Source organism: Clostridium estertheticum, from assembly GCF_026650985.1.
Classification (GTDB): Bacteria; Bacillota; Clostridia; order Clostridiales; family Clostridiaceae; genus Clostridium_AD; species Clostridium_AD estertheticum_C.
The window spans coordinates 2,224,360-2,241,648 of the sequence record NZ_CP086239.1 but is presented as its reverse complement, the minus strand read 5'-3'; the positions used below and the strand labels follow the sequence as shown (position 1 = coordinate 2,241,648).

At 29.8% G+C, this 17,289-nt stretch carries 18 protein-coding genes, 1 pseudogene and 1 other annotated feature; of the genes and pseudogenes, 10 read left to right on the top strand and 9 right to left on the bottom strand.

Going from position 1 to position 17,289, the window contains the following annotated elements; all coding sequences use genetic code 11:
• The first annotated feature begins 46 nt into the window (after positions 1-46).
• Positions 47-279, top strand: a binding site (T-box leader).
• Between the two features lie 55 nt (positions 280-334).
• Positions 335-1,952: pseudogene (gene metG / locus LL038_RS10850) on the top strand (methionine--tRNA ligase).
• 76 nt (positions 1,953-2,028) lie between these two features.
• Here the strand turns inward: metG and LL038_RS10845 are convergent.
• Positions 2,029-2,475: a hypothetical protein gene (locus tag LL038_RS10845; RefSeq protein WP_216125932.1), complete on the bottom strand. Its 447-nt coding sequence runs from the start codon at positions 2,473-2,475 to the stop codon at positions 2,029-2,031.
• Between the two features lie 430 nt (positions 2,476-2,905).
• On the opposite strand from LL038_RS10845, the gene LL038_RS10840 reads away from it, so the two are divergent.
• Both LL038_RS10840 and LL038_RS10835 read left to right on the top strand, forming a co-directional pair.
• Positions 2,906-3,355 (top strand): galactokinase family protein, encoded by a 450-nt coding sequence (locus tag LL038_RS10840; RefSeq protein WP_216125929.1) that lies wholly within the window; start codon positions 2,906-2,908, stop codon positions 3,353-3,355.
• Positions 3,352-3,711 (top strand): ROK family protein, encoded by a 360-nt coding sequence (locus tag LL038_RS10835; RefSeq protein WP_216125927.1) that lies wholly within the window; start codon positions 3,352-3,354, stop codon positions 3,709-3,711. Before LL038_RS10840 ends, LL038_RS10835 begins: the two co-directional genes overlap by 4 nt.
• Here the strand turns inward: LL038_RS10835 and LL038_RS10830 are convergent.
• The 5 genes from LL038_RS10830 to LL038_RS10810 all read right to left on the bottom strand — a co-directional run bounded on the left by LL038_RS10830 (position 3,680) and on the right by LL038_RS10810 (position 6,643).
• Positions 3,680-4,108: a reverse transcriptase N-terminal domain-containing protein gene (locus LL038_RS10830; RefSeq protein ID WP_216125925.1), complete on the bottom strand. Its 429-nt coding sequence runs from the start codon at positions 4,106-4,108 to the stop codon at positions 3,680-3,682. The genes LL038_RS10835 and LL038_RS10830 overlap by 32 nt on opposite strands.
• 628 nt (positions 4,109-4,736) lie before the next feature.
• Positions 4,737-5,078, bottom strand: a complete 342-nt coding sequence (locus LL038_RS10825) for a hypothetical protein (RefSeq protein WP_152751504.1) — start codon at positions 5,076-5,078, stop codon at positions 4,737-4,739.
• A 46-nt stretch (positions 5,079-5,124) separates the two neighbouring features.
• The gene (locus LL038_RS10820; protein ID WP_216125923.1) at positions 5,125-5,304 is read right to left on the bottom strand and encodes a hypothetical protein; all 180 of its coding nucleotides are present in this window, start codon (positions 5,302-5,304) and stop codon (positions 5,125-5,127) included.
• 82 nt (positions 5,305-5,386) lie between these two features.
• A complete protein-coding gene (locus tag LL038_RS10815; RefSeq protein WP_216125921.1) occupies positions 5,387-5,833 on the bottom strand; it encodes a hypothetical protein in 447 nt (148 codons plus the stop codon).
• Positions 5,834-6,001: 168 nt separating this feature from the next.
• Positions 6,002-6,643: an HAD family hydrolase gene (locus tag LL038_RS10810; RefSeq protein WP_216125920.1), complete on the bottom strand. Its 642-nt coding sequence runs from the start codon at positions 6,641-6,643 to the stop codon at positions 6,002-6,004.
• A 422-nt stretch (positions 6,644-7,065) separates the two neighbouring features.
• On the opposite strand from LL038_RS10810, the gene LL038_RS10805 reads away from it, so the two are divergent.
• Positions 7,066-8,172 (top strand): galactokinase, encoded by a 1,107-nt coding sequence (locus LL038_RS10805; RefSeq protein ID WP_309245112.1) that lies wholly within the window; start codon positions 7,066-7,068, stop codon positions 8,170-8,172.
• A gap of 202 nt (positions 8,173-8,374) precedes the next feature.
• Positions 8,375-9,349 carry an ROK family protein gene (locus tag LL038_RS10800; protein ID WP_216125919.1) on the top strand — a complete coding sequence of 325 codons (975 nt, stop codon included), beginning with the start codon at positions 8,375-8,377 and terminating at the stop codon, positions 9,347-9,349.
• An 81-nt stretch (positions 9,350-9,430) separates the two neighbouring features.
• On the opposite strand, the gene LL038_RS10795 is transcribed toward LL038_RS10800, so the two are convergent.
• Entirely contained in the window at positions 9,431-10,087 is a 657-nt protein-coding gene (locus LL038_RS10795) for a response regulator transcription factor (RefSeq protein WP_216125918.1), read from the bottom strand.
• A 41-nt stretch (positions 10,088-10,128) separates the two neighbouring features.
• A complete protein-coding gene (locus LL038_RS10790) occupies positions 10,129-11,265 on the bottom strand; it encodes a sensor histidine kinase (protein ID WP_268056059.1) in 1,137 nt (378 codons plus the stop codon).
• 163 nt (positions 11,266-11,428) lie between these two features.
• On the opposite strand from LL038_RS10790, the gene LL038_RS10785 reads away from it, so the two are divergent.
• From LL038_RS10785 to LL038_RS10770, 4 genes are read left to right on the top strand one after another with little or no spacing between them, the layout of a single operon-like run.
• Positions 11,429-12,361, top strand: coding sequence for an ABC transporter ATP-binding protein (locus LL038_RS10785; protein ID WP_216125916.1), 933 nt, complete (start codon positions 11,429-11,431; stop codon positions 12,359-12,361).
• Between the two features lie 19 nt (positions 12,362-12,380).
• Positions 12,381-13,622: an ABC transporter permease gene (locus LL038_RS10780; protein WP_216125915.1), complete on the top strand. Its 1,242-nt coding sequence runs from the start codon at positions 12,381-12,383 to the stop codon at positions 13,620-13,622.
• A 20-nt stretch (positions 13,623-13,642) separates the two neighbouring features.
• Positions 13,643-14,824, top strand: a complete 1,182-nt coding sequence (locus tag LL038_RS10775) for an ABC transporter permease (RefSeq protein WP_216125913.1) — start codon at positions 13,643-13,645, stop codon at positions 14,822-14,824.
• A gap of 20 nt (positions 14,825-14,844) precedes the next feature.
• Positions 14,845-15,030 carry a hypothetical protein gene (locus tag LL038_RS10770; RefSeq protein ID WP_171295260.1) on the top strand — a complete coding sequence of 62 codons (186 nt, stop codon included), beginning with the start codon at positions 14,845-14,847 and terminating at the stop codon, positions 15,028-15,030.
• A gap of 65 nt (positions 15,031-15,095) precedes the next feature.
• Here LL038_RS10770 and LL038_RS10765 read toward each other — a convergent pair whose 3' ends face one another.
• Positions 15,096-15,773, bottom strand: coding sequence for an epoxyqueuosine reductase (locus tag LL038_RS10765; protein ID WP_216125912.1), 678 nt, complete (start codon positions 15,771-15,773; stop codon positions 15,096-15,098).
• A gap of 684 nt (positions 15,774-16,457) precedes the next feature.
• On the opposite strand from LL038_RS10765, the gene LL038_RS10760 reads away from it, so the two are divergent.
• Positions 16,458-17,240 carry an EFR1 family ferrodoxin gene (locus tag LL038_RS10760; RefSeq protein WP_216125910.1) on the top strand — a complete coding sequence of 261 codons (783 nt, stop codon included), beginning with the start codon at positions 16,458-16,460 and terminating at the stop codon, positions 17,238-17,240.
• The last annotated feature ends 49 nt before the right edge of the window (positions 17,241-17,289 follow it).

Below are 17,289 nucleotides of genomic sequence, written 5' to 3'. Positions count from 1 at the left end.
ATATGAACTAATGTATATGAAATTTATGGGTATAATGTTATAATTATATAAAGCTATGATGGAAAGAGTAGTAAGCATATGTAACTACAGAGAGCAGGGTTAGGTGAAAACCTGTGTTACTAAAACTTATGAACATGGTTCCAGAGCAGATTATCTGAAAATAAGTAAGATAATACGTAAGCATACGTTACAATGCAAGGTGATGATAGTCACCTGAAAAGATTTTTACTGTGAAGTAAAAATAAAGTAGAGTGGTACAACGTTCAATACGTCTCTATATGGATTTAGATCCATATAGGGGCTTTTTTTTGTTAAATTAAAGGGGGTATTAGTAATGAATGTATTAATTGGTGGAGCATGGCCATATGCGAATGGTTCAATGCACATAGGGCACATTGCAGCGTTATTACCAGGTGATGTGCTTGCAAGGTATAGGGGATTCTGTTATTTATGTTTCAGGCAGTGATTGTCATGGTACTCCAATTTCAATCAGGGCAAAGGATGAAGGAATATCGCCACAAGAAGTTGCAGATAAATATCACAATGAATTTTGTAGATGTTTTGATTCATTGGGCTTTTCGTATGACTATTATACAAAAACTACAACAGAATATCACAAAAATTTTGTTGAAGATTTTATTAGAAAATTATTTGATAATGGTTCACTTTATGAAAAGGAAACCCTACAAGTTTATTGTGAAAAATGTGGCAAATTTTTACCAGATAGATATGTTGATGGAATATGCCCAATTTGTGGTAGTGATGCCAGAGGAGATCAATGTGATAATTGTGGAAGTTTATTAGAACCCGAGATGTTGAAAGAAATGAGATGTTCTCTATGTAACTCACAGCCTATTTTAAAACCTTCTACCCAATTATATATTAATATAATTAGGTTGAAAAAGGAATTAACTGAGTATGTTTATTGTCATAAAGATTGGCGTACAAATGCTCAAAATTTATCGAGACGATATATTGAAGAGGGGTTACAAGATAGAGCTATTACTCGTGATTTGGATTGGGGAACTGATGTACCAGTGGCAGGATATAAAAATAAAAAGATATATGTATGGATTGATGCTGTATTAGGTTATCTTTCAGCCTGTAAAAAGTTTTGCGAAAATAGACAAATTGATTTTACTGAATTTTGGAATAGTAGTCAGCATTATTATGTACACGGAAAAGATAACATACCATTTCATACAATTATATTGCCATCACTTTTATTATCTTACGGAAACTTGCATTTACCAGATAAAATAATTTCTAGCGAATATGTTACCCTCGAAGGTAAAAAAATATCAACTAGTAAAAATTGGGCTGTATGGATAGGTTATTTAATAGAAAAATATGATCCGGATTTAATTAGATATTTTTTTATTACAAATGGGCCTGAAAAGAGGGATACAAATTTTTCATGGCTTGAGTTTATAAATAGTAATAACGGAGAACTTCTAGGCGCTTATGGCAATTTTGTTAATAGAACGCTTGTGTTTATAAATAAGTATTTTGATAATAAAATTCCAAATGGTATAATTGATGTAGAGTTAAAAGAAAAGACGAATCAGCTATTTGTAAGTGCTGGTGACAAGATTGAAAAAGGAAACTTTAAGGACTCATTAGACGAGATATTTGAATTTGTTCGAAGTTCAAATAAATATTATGATACAGAGAAGCCATGGGTGACCAGAGTAACAGATCCAGAAAAATGTAATTCTACTATTTTTAACTGTGTTCAAATTATTGCTAATTTATCGGTACTTCTGAATCCATTTCTACCTTTCTCATCATCAAAAATTCAAAATTGGCTTAGTATATCATCTATATCAGCTAATTGGTGTCTTAAATTTGTAGAAAGTGGACTTGTAATTCCTACTGTAGATATTTTATTTAAACGTATTGATAAAAAAGTTATTGATGAAGAGATAAAAAACCTTTCGAATTTTGTCTAAATTAATTAAGCAAGTACCCCATATCATTAGATATGGGGTACTTGTAACGAAACAAAAGAAAAGTCCCAAATAAAACTTAATGTTCAAAGCTTGTCTTAAGGCTTATAGTTTCAGTTGATATAACCTTTATATCCGTAATAAAAGGTACAAGTTTTACCATGTCTTTTAATCCTTTTGTATTAACGATTATTACTCCAGTAATAGCAATTGCTTTATCGGGTTTTATCTCTTTATTTACAGTAACCATCATTTCCTTGCTTAAAATCCTATTTTTTAATGTTTCATTAACTAAGGGTTGAACGGACTGTATAAAAATAGTCTTATCACTTTTGTTAGTTAGGTTAATTGAATAATCAAGCTTATCTCCTCCTAATCCAATAGACGAATAAATGCTTACGAGCCTACTCGTTGTATGATTTTGAAGCGCCTTTGTATGATTTTGAACCGTTATGATGTTAATAACTCCTACAAAGAGTACCAAAACACATAAAATAGAAGTTACTATTGTTAATTTTTTTGACATATCGAATTCACCTCCAAAAATTATGAGTCGCACCGTAATATTATACAAATTCGTTATAAGAGATATAGTTAACTATAACATAATTGCTGCAAATTGAATATATTTACAATTATTTCGAATGAGTAATAGGCCTAATCTGAAAGTAACTTAATTGGTATTGTGTTACTTTCATTAGCGTTTTGTATAATTAAAATGTCACAGCCTATAATTTATTTGATTACTAAATTCATTTTATAACAAGTAATTATAAATTATGTTGAATATTTACTAAAAAAGGTATAAAATACAATTATAAAAAACCTTTTCTATAGTATTAGAATACTAAAACTAATACAGTTGATTATGATATAAAAAAAATTTATATTTATAGAAAACGTTTAAATATAATTTGAAAATGATAAAGTAATATAAAACTAGGGTGGGAATATTAATGCCAACGCTAAATAATACAATTGAGATACTTAATTCTAAGTCTAATAAGGTCTTGTTTGGAGATTTGTATGGACAAGAGGAAGAAATTATAGTTAAACAGATTCTTAGGTATACTAGTTTAGTTAAAGAATATGATAAAAAATTTAAAACAAACGATATTTATATTTTTAGCTCACCAGGGCGTGCAGAAATAAATGGAAACCATACGGATCATAACTTAGGTAAGGTGATTGCTGCTAGTATTAATTTGGACTGCGTTGGAGTTACAGAAGTGACAGATAATAATAAGATAAGTATAAAAAGCTTAACCTATAATAAAGATTTCGTTATTGATTTAGATAACTTAGAGAGTTCTGAAAAGGATACTGAAGCAGCATTATTAGTTAAAGGGGTTTTAGAAGGCGTAAAAAAATATGTGGCTGTAAACATAAACGGTTTATTAGTATGAGTGAGTTTATAATTGGGGTTGATTTAGGTGGAACTAACATTAATGTTGCATTATTTAATTTGGATTTAAAATTGATCGTTGAAGTACGTAAGTCAACAGAAGCACAAAACGGACCTGCATATGTTTTAAACAAAATTATACGCATAGTTGAAGATATGATGGGAAATCTTAATATTGCGCAGAAGTCAATCTATTGTATGGGAATGGGTATTCCAGGACTATTAGATCCATACGAGGGTAAATCATTTTTTTCACCAAACTTTCCAGGTTGGGAAAACATACATGTTGTTAACGAGATGAAAAAGAAATTCCACTTTCCAGTATTTATCTATAATGATGTATCCTGTCTTTTATAACTGGTATTCCTAAAGGTCGCATTTTACCGTTTTTCTTAGGTATGTATACTCTCTTTACTGGCTTTGGTCTAACATATTTAATGTTATATCTCTTGAGAATGTTGTATAAGTTAAACCTCTCACTTGCTGTGATAGCAATTTGACCGTCAACACCAGCCGTTTTTTTACCTTTATTAATTTGTGTAACTCTTTTTATTGAAAGTAGCAAATTAGCATTACTTTTAATCATTAGCCTTTGAAGCTTTCTTACTTTTCTTTTCTGTCCCAACTGTTCGGCACGAAAAATCCGTTGGCGAAGTTTCTTCACATATTCATATATTTCCTTCCAGTCTATTAATGACCAGCTCTCTATATGTGGAGAAACAGCCGACGTATTAAATTTATTAATAGTTTTCATAACATGTCTCTCCTTAAAAAGATTCCTCTTTACGTTTTCTTTCGTGTTGATGACCATGTGGAAGTCTGCCCTCTTTCGAGTGAGTTATTAAACTCTATCCAGTGGGTTATCTTTTTCCCTGAACTTTCGTCCTACTGGTATTCGCTTTCTCCACTATCCCTTACCCTCTGGTATTGTAGCTTTCTTTCGATTGCCCTACCTCTATCGAGGAACTTAAAGGGTTTACCAAGTTCCGCTAATAGTAGATTCAAATGGGGAAGCACCCTTCTTTACTCCGATGGATATATGGGTTACTGTACGATTGGAATTCGATTCAATCTTTCCTATCCACATTAAGCTTGTTATACCGCAGTACGCTTATCTTCATTAACGAAGATTACAAAGGTTCAACTTTCGTTTATACTTTCCATTTTTCCCCTAACCAAGTATTGCTTCTGCGTAAAGCAATAGCCTTAGGTATTTAACTCTAATGCAACCTACAAACCAATTACTCGGAGTGCAGTTTCAAGCGGGGATACGCTTAGTAACTAACGCAGTTTCTTACGAAACACTCCTATTTAGCGACCTCTTGTCGCACCAAAATATATGAATACTACGAATTATATGTATGTTTAGTCATGTGAAGTACTTAATGCATAAGAAAATCCAATTGACTTTCTGGTATACCTATTGATAAACCATAATCTACTGCTGGTTTCCATGTAGCTTTATCATCATAATTAAAAATAAATTTTTTGCCCTTAAATATAGCAATTATTTGCCTATCTTTTAAAAAGTGCATATACCATTTGTCTTTAATGCACTCTGACAATTTTTCAATTTCTTCCTCTGAAACCATAACAGTATAGAGATGCCATCTTTCTAATGGATTTTCATGACCTGATATACATAGACTAATAACTTCTAGTTGGTTAATAATTCTATTATCATTTAGACTCTCTTCAACAATTACACCTTTAAATTCTTTCATAATAATCCTCCGATAAGTATTGATTAGAATATAAGTTATATGCTTTTTATATTTTTATTATGAGGTGTTTTATATCCTCGCATCGAATAAAAGAGTTGCACATTGAACAATGATAATTTTTTGTTAACACTTTAAAAATATCTCCGTCTTCATTAATTTCCTTTTCAAAAGTTGATACTACAGTATCTCTTAATGCTCTACAATGAGGACAAATTTCATTAGCCATTTTAACAACCTCCAATTAATTTTATTTAAAGAGTTCTTTATTAGTTTTACTTTAGATGACAAAAGGATATTTCAAACTAGACCTATTTACAACCGTCTATTTTTTTATAAAAACTCGTAATAATTGAATATCCAAGTATTAATGGGAAGACCCATATAAAGCTTTGATTACTAGTTAATAAAATACCAATAGGATATGCTAATATATTTCGTACTAATTGATTACTACTATAGTATATGAAAACAGCAAGTGAAAAATACAATGAAGGAAGCCCCATTAATAAGAATTTAGGGACATTCATTATCCAGGTTCCTTCTTTTTTTATTTCATGGATTAAATGTTCTAAACCAAGTAGCAAACCTATTCCTCCATAAAAAATAATCATTAAAATATTTTGAAGATAAGGATGAGTAATATAGGTTTCTTGTGCATTTCTATTAATACCATCAAGAATGTGCTGTCCACTAAATACAATAAAAAGTATTATTAGGATTATAAAAAAATACTTTAACCAAGATTTATCTTTCATAATATCCCTCCATATTTTAAAGTTGAATATTCCTATCTTTCGAGGATGATATGAATATTTACTTGATTATACTAATAATACCATAAATTTCAAAACAAAGTACATTTATAATTATTTAAAATGAGTAATAGAGTCAATGTGAATGTAATTCATATCATTACATTTGTGTTATGCACATAAAATGTATTTAAGGATGTCTGCTAAATCGTCTGTATCAACTGAATACAATGCACTCTCTCTAACTTTTGGAGAACTGTTAATAGCGATAGACTTTCCGCAGTATTCAAAAATTGGAATATCTGTTGAACCATCGCCTACAGAAATACATTCATAGGGTTTTATATTGTTATGTTTACAAAAATCTTGCAAACATTCGATTTTTTGTTCAGCCCCAATGTAATCAAGAATTTTTCCAGTAAATATTCCTTCAAGCACTTCATAATCACTACCATAATAATCATCAAACCCCCAAATATCACATACAACTTTGGCTACTTGCTTTGGGCCGACAGTAATAACAATGCATTTAATATCTTGTTCATGTAACGTTTCAACTACACTTTTGATATTTTTTAAAGGTTTTGCTATCTCCAAAAAAGATTGAGCAATTTTACGTTCTTCAAGACCTACAAGTAATTCGGCTCTAAGGTAATCTGCTGACTTGTAGTTAATCAGCCCTTTTTCTTCTTGTTCTTGAATGAAAGAGTGTTCGTTTTCTTTTCCATTTAAAATGCATGGCAACATAACGGAATGTATTTCTCTAATCAGAGTATCGTCTAAGTCAAAACAAACAAGTCTTAATTCCCCCATTCTATAAACTCCTCCACCAAATATAATTTATCTTAACTTTGAATTAAATCTTTATTTAAAATAATAATATATATCCAATTATAACATTATTTACATAAATTAAGTATTTTTATAATTATTTAAAATGAGTAATAGCCTTAATGTGAAAGTAACTCAATTGGTATTGTATTACTTTCAATAGTTTTTTATATAATTAAAATGTCACAGCCTAAAATTTATTTAATTATTAAATTAATTTTATAACAAGTAATTATAAATTTTGTTGAATATTTACTAAAAAAGGTATAAAATACAATTAAAGAAAACCTTTTCTATAATATTGAATGCTAAAATTAATACAGTTGATTATGATATAAAAAAATTTATATTTATAGAAAACGTTTAAATATGGTAAAGTAATATAAAATTAGGGGGGAATATTAATGCCAACGCTAAATAATACAATTGAAATACTTAATTCTAAGTCTACTAAGATCCTGTTTGGAGATTTGTATGGACAAGAGGAAGAAATTATAGTTAAACAAATTCTTAGGTATACTAGTTTAGTTAAAGAATATGATAAGAAATTTAAAACAAACGATATTTATATTTTTAGTTCACCAGGGCGTTCAGAAATAAGTGGAAACCATACAGATCATAACTTAGGTAAGGTGATTGCTGCTAGTATTAACTTGGACTGCATTGGAGTTACAGAAGTGACGGATAATAATAAGATAAGTATAAAAAGCTTAACCTATAATGAAGATTTCGTTATTGATTTAGATAACTTAGAGAGTGCTGAAAAGGATACTGAAGCAACATTATTAGTTAAAGGGGTTTTAGAAGGCGTAAAAAAATATGGATATAAAATAGGAGGATTTAATGTTTGTATAACTAGTGATGTAATATGTGCAGCAGGCGTTAGCTCATCAGCATCCTTTGAAATGTTATTATGTTCAATTATTAATTATTTTTATAACAATAATGAAATGGATATAATTACATGTAGTAAAGTTGGTAAATATGCGGAAAATACAAAGTGGAATAAACAATCTGGGATATTAGACCAATTAGCCTGTGCTCATGGTGGATTAATTACAATAGATTTTAAAGATCCAGAATTTCCTATAATAAAAGATATAGATTACACAACAATAGAGCAGATATATGATTTGGTAATTGTCTCAACTGGTGCAAATCATGCAGATTTGAGTGAAGAATATTCATCAATACCAATAGAAATGAAGGCAGTTGCAAGCAATCTTGGCGCAAGCGTTTTAAGGGATGTCACATTAGAAGATTTGCTTAATAATTTAGACAATCTGAGAGAGGTGGCTGGAGATAGGGCCATTTTAAGATCACTACATTTCTTTGAGGAAAATAAACGTGTTGATAAGCAGGTAGATGCTTTAAATGTGGGTAATTATGGTGACTTTATTAAGCTAGTAAATGAATCAGGCAATTCATCATGGAAATGGCTTCAAAATTGTTATTCAATATCAGCTACTCAATATCAGCTACTCATGAACAGGCACTTACCTTATACCTAGCATTAAGCGAATTATTTATAAAGAAAAATGGTGCTGGTGCATGTAGAGTACATGGGGGTGGATTTGCAGGTGTAATACTGGTTTTATTACCAAAGGGAATTACTAAAGAATATATAACATACATGAGCAAATACAATAATAATGGTATATATAAAGTTAATATAAGAAAATATGGGGCTGTTAACATAAACAGTTTAGTAGCATGAGTGAGTTCATAATTGGGGTTGATTTAGGTGGAACTAACATTAAGGTTGCATTATTTAATTTAGATTTAAAATTGATCGTTGAAGTACGTAAGTCAACAGAAGCGCAAAATGGACCTGCATATGTTTTAAACAAAATCATACACATAGTTGAAGATATGATGGGAAATCTTAATATCACGGAGAAGTTAATCTACTGTATGGGAATGGGTATTCCAGGACTATTGGATCCATACGAGGGTAAATCATTTTTTTCACCAAACTTTCCAGGTTGGGAAAATATACATGTTGTTAACGAGATGAAAAAGAGATTCCACTTTCCAGTATTTATCGATAATGATGTTCGTGTAAATCTATATGGGGAGTGGCTATATGGTGCTGGATTGAATTCAAAGAATCTAATCCTTATTACATTAGGTACTGGTTTAGGGTCAGGAATAGTTATGGATGGTAAAGTTATGTATGGAGAAACAGCGAGTGCAGGAGAAATCGGGCATATGAATATGTATAGAGAAGGACGCCCTTGCAAGTGTGGAAGTTCTGGATGTTTAGGAAGATATGTTTCAGCAGTTGGAATGGTTAATACCTTTATTGAAAAATTAAATAAAGGAAGAAATAGTATAATAGAAGAATGGGTTAATTATGATAATAGCAATATTGAGGCGCATATGATATCTAAGGCATATGATCTGCAGGATAATTTGGCAATTGAAGTAATGCATGAAACTGGACGGATACTTGGTTTTGGCCTGGCAAATGTTATTAATTTATTTAATCCAGAGATTATTATTGTGGGTGGAGGCATGTCTTTAGCCGGGGATAGATTATTAAATACGGTACGTGAAACAATTAATGGCCACGCATTAAAGATATCCAGCAATGCGTGCAGAGTTGTACAAGCTAAATTGGGTGATTGTGCTGGTATGATTGGAGCAGCTGCTTATGCTAGAGATAAGGTTAATAATAAAGAGTAAAGAGTTAAAACCCACATACAGTCCAAAAGATAGCTGAAAATATACTTTTGTCTGCGTTTATTTTAACTTATGGATCTTTTCTTAAAATATTTTCTGCAAGTAAATAACAAGCTCCGTTCTGTTATTTACTTGTAGTTTTTCTAGTATTTTAGACACATAATTTTTCACAGTGCCTTCAGTAACAAATAAAGCTTCACTTATAGATTTGTTGCTTTTCCCATCAATTATATGTTTTGCCACGTCAAACTCACGGGGAGTTAATATTTGTAGCAATTTCTCTTTTTCATCATTTTTCTTTTGGGCAGAATGTTCAATGGGTCTAGAGTTTAAAGCTTTAACAACTTTTCCAGTGACTTTAGGATTTAAAAAGATACTTCCTTCTAAAGCAGCTTTAATAGAATTTATTATTTCCTTTGAACCGGAATCTTTAAGAATGTACCCGTCAGCGCCATATTTTAGTCCCTTAAAAATATAATCGTCTTCGTCGAATGTAGTTAATATAATAACCTTTATAGTTGGGTGATTTTCTTTAACAAATTTTGTTGCCTCTATGCCATCCATAAGGGGCATCCTTATGTCCATTAATATTACTTTTGGAGAGAGTTTTTTTAGTAGCTCAATTAATTGTTTGCCATTATAAGCTTCACCTATACAATTTATTTCCTCGTTCAAACTTAAAATTCTTTTTAAGCCTTCCCGTACAATTTCTTGATCATCTACAATAACTAGATCAATCATCAATTTCACTTCCTATCTATAATTTAAAATACTTTTTTTATCTACAATATATTTTCAGGGATTTTCCCTTCTATTGTAAAGCCAACTAGATCCTCAGACTTAAAGATGATTTCACCATTAAGCAAATGCACTCTTTCTTCCATACCAATAATACCATTAGAACGTATTATTTTTTTGCAACCTACACCATTATTTTCTATTTTGAAAATGATACTATTTGATGATTTACCAATATGAATATTAAAGGATGTAGCATTGCCATGTTTTATCCCGTTAGTAATTGCTTCTCTTAAGGTTTTATAAATACAAGTTTTAATCCCACTACTTACCTTCTCTACGTTTTCATCAAAATCTAAATTAAACTCATATCTATCTGTTTGTTTAAATTTAAGGAAAATTTGATTAATATCCTTTCTTAGGCTAAGGGTACTATTTTCTTTAAGTATACTAACTGCTCCCCTTAAATTTTTCATGCAATCTTTAGAAATAGAATAACAGTCATGCATAGCTATTTTAGCCTTTTCTGGGTTTATAGTAGCAATATTTTCTGCATATTCTAAATTCATACTTAAGGCCACAAGTGAATGACCCATGGAATCGTGAAGCTCTTGGGCAATTCTAGTCCTTTCTTTTGTAATAGTAAGTTCCTCTATTTTTTTTGAATATTGTATTAATGTTAAATTAGTTTTCTCCAGCTCGTCGTTAAGCTTTTCTTTTTTAACTTTTTCCATAATTATATTTTTAATTAAAAAACAAACTATAAGGTTTATAGCATAATTCCGCAATATAATTTCAAAATTATAAAACAAGATGTTTGAATATAATATTGCACTTAAAAAAACAAAGCTAACAAAATTAATAATAAATAAGCTTTTATAAATTTTTTTGATAGGTATAATCAGTTCTACAGTCAAAAGAGAACTGTATGTTATAGTATCAGTTTTAGTTTTATAGGCAAGGTAACATATTATTAGATTGCTTAAAATATAAGAAATATATTTTACAAACTCATTAGAACTTATTCTAATATAATCATTTATAGCTAAAAAAACAATTAAGAATATAGTGATTATTTGAAAGTGACTTTGTAGTGTACTGTTAAAAATCGTTATGATAACAATAATTTGTAAAATTTTCAAGACTAGAAATCTATTTTTTCCAGATAAAAGAAAATCCATAATGCATACCTTCAATCATATTTTTCTTTATTATAGCATAGTTCCATATATCCATAGATAAACTCATGACTAAAGTACTATACCATATGATTACTTTAGTATATATTCAAAGGATCTTATAAAAAGTACAATATGAGTATAGTAACAAATAGGGGGCAAAGAAATGCTTGAATTAATAAATTTAACAAAAAAATATGGTGAATTTACAGCAATTGATAATATTTCTTTTAAAGTAGAACAAGGTGAAATATTTGGGCTTTTGGGACCAAATGGAGCAGGAAAATCTACTATTGTTTCTATGATAAGTACGGTTAGTCCACCTACAAGAGGTGACATAAGAATTGATAATAAATCATTAAGAGAAAAACCTATGGAAATAAAAAAAATAATGGGAATAGTACCTCAGGATATAGCTTTATACGAAGCTTTAAGTGCAAAAGATAATCTAGAGTTCTTTGGATGCCTATATGGCTTAAAAGGAAAAAAATTAAAAGACAGAACGTCTGAGGTGCTAGATATTATAGAACTAAAAGATAAAAAAGACCAAGCAGTTTCGGAATTTTCAGGAGGAATGAAGAGAAGAGTTAATATAGGTATTGCATTAATGAACAACCCAAAGCTTTTAATATTAGATGAACCAACAGTTGGAATAGATCCACAGTCTAGAAATCATATTCTTCAAACAATAAAAAGATTAAATGAAGAGAGTGGTATGACAGTAATTTATACTAGTCATTATATGGAAGAGGTTGAGTATCTTTGCAAAAGAGTTGCTATTGTAGATCATGGAAAGCTAATAGCGCTAGGAACTAAAGAGGAGTTAAAGGAAAAGCTTAAAGTAAAAGATACGTTAACAGTTACTTACAGCAAAGCGGATAAGGATTCTTTAGAAAAAGTTAAAAATATTGTTGGAACAGAAGAAGTTAGAATTAACAAAAATGAAATAGCTATGTTAGTAAATCCAAGTGGAAAAAATATTATAGATATTGTTGAGGATATAAGAAAACTTGGAATAAAATTAACTGGTTTCAAATATGACGAAGTAAACCTAGAAAGTATTTTTCTTCAAGTAACAGGAAAATCTTTAAGAGAATAATAAGGGAGGTGACAAATCTATGAATAAACTAGTACGTTTGTTTTTACTAGATACTAAGCTGTTATTAAAATCTAAGGTATTTTATTTTAAATTGGTATTATTTCCAATTGTACTTGTGTTAATAATTGGATCACTTAATAGTAGCCAAGTTACATTAAAAACATTTAATGTAGGATATTACAGCGAGGATTCATCATTTCAAAGTTTAAATCTTTCCAATACTTTAAGAGATGATGTATTTAAAAGCAAGGATGTAAAGAAAGTAATAAATTTAAAAGTTGTGAAAAGTTATTCGGAAGGTAAAAAATTAGTAAGTAATGGAACTTATGTAGCTTTAGTTTATGTGCCAAAAGATTTTACTAAAAACTATATAAATAATTCTAAGACAAACATTTCTGTAATAGGAGATAACAACAAATCAGATGATGTTTCAATAGTAAAAACCATTTTAAATAGTTTTGATAAAAATATTTCTATAAAGAGAGTTGAGCAAAATGAAGTTATAGAGGATATGGCTTTAAATAAATCAAATGTAAGGTCAGTAGATGTAAATAAGTTAATTAGTGATATACAAAATACAAGTGGTAATTCTTCTGAAATCTCAAAAATAGCTACAAGAAAGAATGCAAAACCTATAGATGTGATGCAATATATGCTTATTGGAATGGTAGTAATGTTCTCCATTCTAACAGCCTTTGAATTAGCACATGGCATAGTTAATGATAAGTTAAATAACACCATGAATAGGATAAAATCCACACCTACAGCAAATTTCCAATATGTGTTTGGTAAAGTAATTGGAGTTGTATTTGCAATAATGGTTCAGATGATCACAGTAATTACAATAGGTGGAATTGTTTTTAGAGAGAGCTTCGGAAATATATTTTACATTTTATTAGTAACAGCAGTTTATGCTTTAACTATTGGACTGATTGTATTTTGTGCTGGGATAACAGCAAAAAATCATATGGAAATTTCAACTTTTGCTACACCAATTTTGTGGGGATTCAGTTTCCTTGGTGGAAGCCTTATAAGTAAAAGTAATTTTCCTAATAACCTCCAAATGATCCAGAAAATAATACCAAACGGAAAAGCAATAAACTGCTATTTAGCAATTTGTGAAGGTAAGGGAATAGGTGATATTTATATGGATCTTTTAGAGCTTTTAGCAATAGCTGCAGTGTTTTTGATAATGGCATTAATACTACTTAATAAAGGGAAAAATAATCTTTTAGTAAAAGATAATACATCTAAAGGATAATTTTGAAAGGAGAGTAAACTATGCAGATATTAATTATGATAAAAAACCAACTAAAACTTCTTTTTAATAATAGAATGTCAATTTTCATCATGATTGCAGCACCGTTATTACTTACCTGGTTATTTTCAATTTCAACTAGCAGTAGTAAAACAAATGTATATTTAGCGGATAATGATAAAAGTAAAGCATCTAAGCAGTTAATAGCTATGATAGAAAAGCACGAAGATTTAAGTGTAACTATACTAGCGGAAAAGGATATAAAAAATAAAATTGATAATGGTGATATTAATAATGGCGCAGTAATAGATGCGGGATTTGAAAGAAGCTTAAAAAATGGCAAAGCATTAAATAATGTTAAGCTTATTGAAAATTATGATAATCCTGATGGACAAAATCTTTCTATCACTATTTTATCTGAAGAAAATGCTTTACAAAAGATTACTACAGATTCAAAAAATATTTCAAATGTTCTTAAGGTTAATAATGATGAAATATCAAAAAAACTTATTAACAAAGTAAACAGTGATAATAGTATATCAAGCTCTTATAGAGAGATAAACACAAGTCAAAAAACAGAAGATAAGACTACTGAAAGATTAATTGGGTTTTTAGTAATGTTTATATGGTTTGTTGTAGTTCAAGGTTTTAGAACTTTAATAGAAGAAAGAGAAAATAACACTTTTAATAGAATAAAAGGGATGCCAACAAGTTACTTGAAATATTTGATAAGCAAAATCATAGCTACTTATATACTAGGGCTTACAGTTATAGCAGCAATACTTTTAGTGGGGAAATATGCTTTAAAGGCAAGTATAGCTAATAATATTTTTCCAGAGGCATCTATATTTGCAATATACCTGTTTGCTGTGGTTGGAATAGTAATGATATTTGTTCCTTTTGTAAAAAAACATCAGACATTTACTATATTGGGGTCAGTACTAATGGTAATAACCGGTATGCTTGGAGGAAGCTTTTTTTCTATGGATGAACTAACAGCCCCAAAAACACTTCAAATTATATCAAGATGCATGCCTGAAAATTGGGGGATAAGGGCACTAAAAGATGTGATTTTTAACAATTCACCACTAAGTTTAGAAATAAACAGTATAGTAATATTACTTTCTATTGGCATATTAGGGCTATTAGTATCAACAATATTAACAAATATTAATATGAAAGCTGAAAAAAGCTTTTTAAAATAACAAAAACAGGAGTGATTACTATGAATCTAAAATTGATAATGTTGATAGCAGCAGTGATTTTAGGAATAATATTGAATGTTTTTATAGGAAAAGCAGCAGTGTTTCTATTTAAAAAAGATGGTACTTTATCAAGATTGCCTATAAGGGTTGTTGGAATAATGCTAATCATTAATGGTATACCAGCAATATTTGATATTTTGAAATAATTTGTCTTTGAGAGCAATAAGTTACAGAAAAACACAAATATATTCGAGTGTGGCGAATTAATTAATCAACCGTTCCTACACTCATTTTGTTTATCAATATTATTGTCCATATATTTTTGCGTCCATGGACAATTAACTAAACATTTTAAGCAACCAACACAGTGGTAGACATTAACTATAAAATCCCTATTCATACCTGGTTTCCATGTAGAACCATGGATAGCTCCCGTAGGACATATATCCTTACATACAGTACATTCCTCACATTTAGGCATTATTATTGAATGATTTTCAATAGGTAACGGTGCATTTGTCAAAACGGTACACATACACAACGCACTTCCGTATTCTTTGGTAACTAATAAATTACTTTTCCCAATCCAGCCTAATCCAGCCAATATGGCAATCTTTTTATGTGGAAGAGGTGTGGTTTTCGTAGTTTCATTATAAAAGCCATGTATTAGATTTTTTTCTGATTGTGCAAAGGCTTTATATCCTTTTGTAATAATAAAATCAGCCGTCCATTCTGCAAGTTCATTAACAAGGTGTTCCTTTTCTCCGAACTCGGAATGATCTGCTATGTTTCTTTTTGATAGGCGAAAAATATAACCTTCGCTTAGAACTATTCCTATCAAAATAGCAGCGCTGTAACCTCTATTTTCTTTTACCGAGAGCATTGATATATCAACTGTCTTGATAAAATTAACACCACGATGATTTAAGGCAGAAATTAACTCACTCATTATATGCTCCTCCTAATTTAATATCTTTTCTACTTAAATTGTACCATTCGCGTATATAAAGCTAAACCTTAAAGACAGTTAATAAAAAAAGATGAGCCAATACAGTAAGAAAACGGATAGAGATCCCCGCTACACATTCCTTTTTATTGCTTGGTTTTCTCGGAATATAGTTAAACTCACTATCTAGATATCCTGTGCCTTCTCAATCCAATCATCAGTATTAGGATATATAAGCAAATTCAACAGGTTTGCGGTAATGACTTAGATGTTTCAAACGCTACAAGAGCTGCAGCTGTTGCCCTAGATATTAATACTGGTGGAGTACTATCACTTAGTTAATTAGTAGTTTATAGGCTGAAAACATATTTGTCGAGAAAATGCGAATAATTATTCGATTTACTATTGACATTATGTACAGCGCTCTTTATAATATGAAATGCGAATGATCATTCACAATTTATATTAAAAGGGAAATGATAATAATGATGAATTTAGTTTTAAAAAATTACCAATTTAAATTTCAATTATTAAAATTGTTGATGACTGCTATTAAAAAGGACATATGATCAGTGCAAAAAAGGCATGAATTAGGGCATCCAACTACTATTTTATTATTAAACATTTCAACTTTAAAAATTATCGTAAAGTGGAAATGTCAAATTGTTAATGGGGGGAATTTATATTATGAAAAATACTATCTTCTATTTCACTGGAACAGGAAATTCATTAAAAGTAGCTCAAGATTTAGCTATAAAATTGGGTGATTCAACTATTGTTTCGATTACTAGTTTTTTGAAAAAAAATGGAGAAATTCTAATTTCATCTGAGAGAATTGGAATTGTTTATCCAGTATATATGTGGGGGATTCCTAAAATAGTATCTAAATTTATAAAGGTAATTTCATATAAGAATAAAGATAAGTTCTTTTTTGCAGTAGCAACTAATGGAGGAAAAGTAGCTGGTTCCCTATTAGTATTGTCTAATAAACTATCATCAAGGGGATTTAAGCTTTCGTTAGGTTTTTCACTGAAACTGCCTTCAAATTTTACACCTAAACATAGTGCAGATTCTATTGTAGATCAGAAGTCTCTATTTATAGTTGCAGAAAAAAAATTAAGTGAAATTGCTTTATTAATAAAAAATAATGAGATTGCTAAAATAGAACGAGGTACATTTAAGGAGTGTCTTCTAAAGACAAGTATTTTTTATAGGATTATCTCACCATTTATTCCTAAACTGGATAAGATTTTTGTGGTTGATAAAAATTGTATTTCATGTGGGTTATGTGAAAAAATATGCCCAGTTCAAAATGTTATATTGAAAAATGGCAAACCTATCTGGGCACATAATTGTGAAATGTGCTTTAGGTGTTTAAGCTATTGTCCAAAAGATGCGATACAATTTGGCAAAGGTACTATAGGAAAAAAACGATATAAAAACCCTTTTATTAAAGTTAATGACTTTTAAGGAAAGGCTACTAAGTGGATTCTATATCCATTGCTTAGCCTTTCCTTAA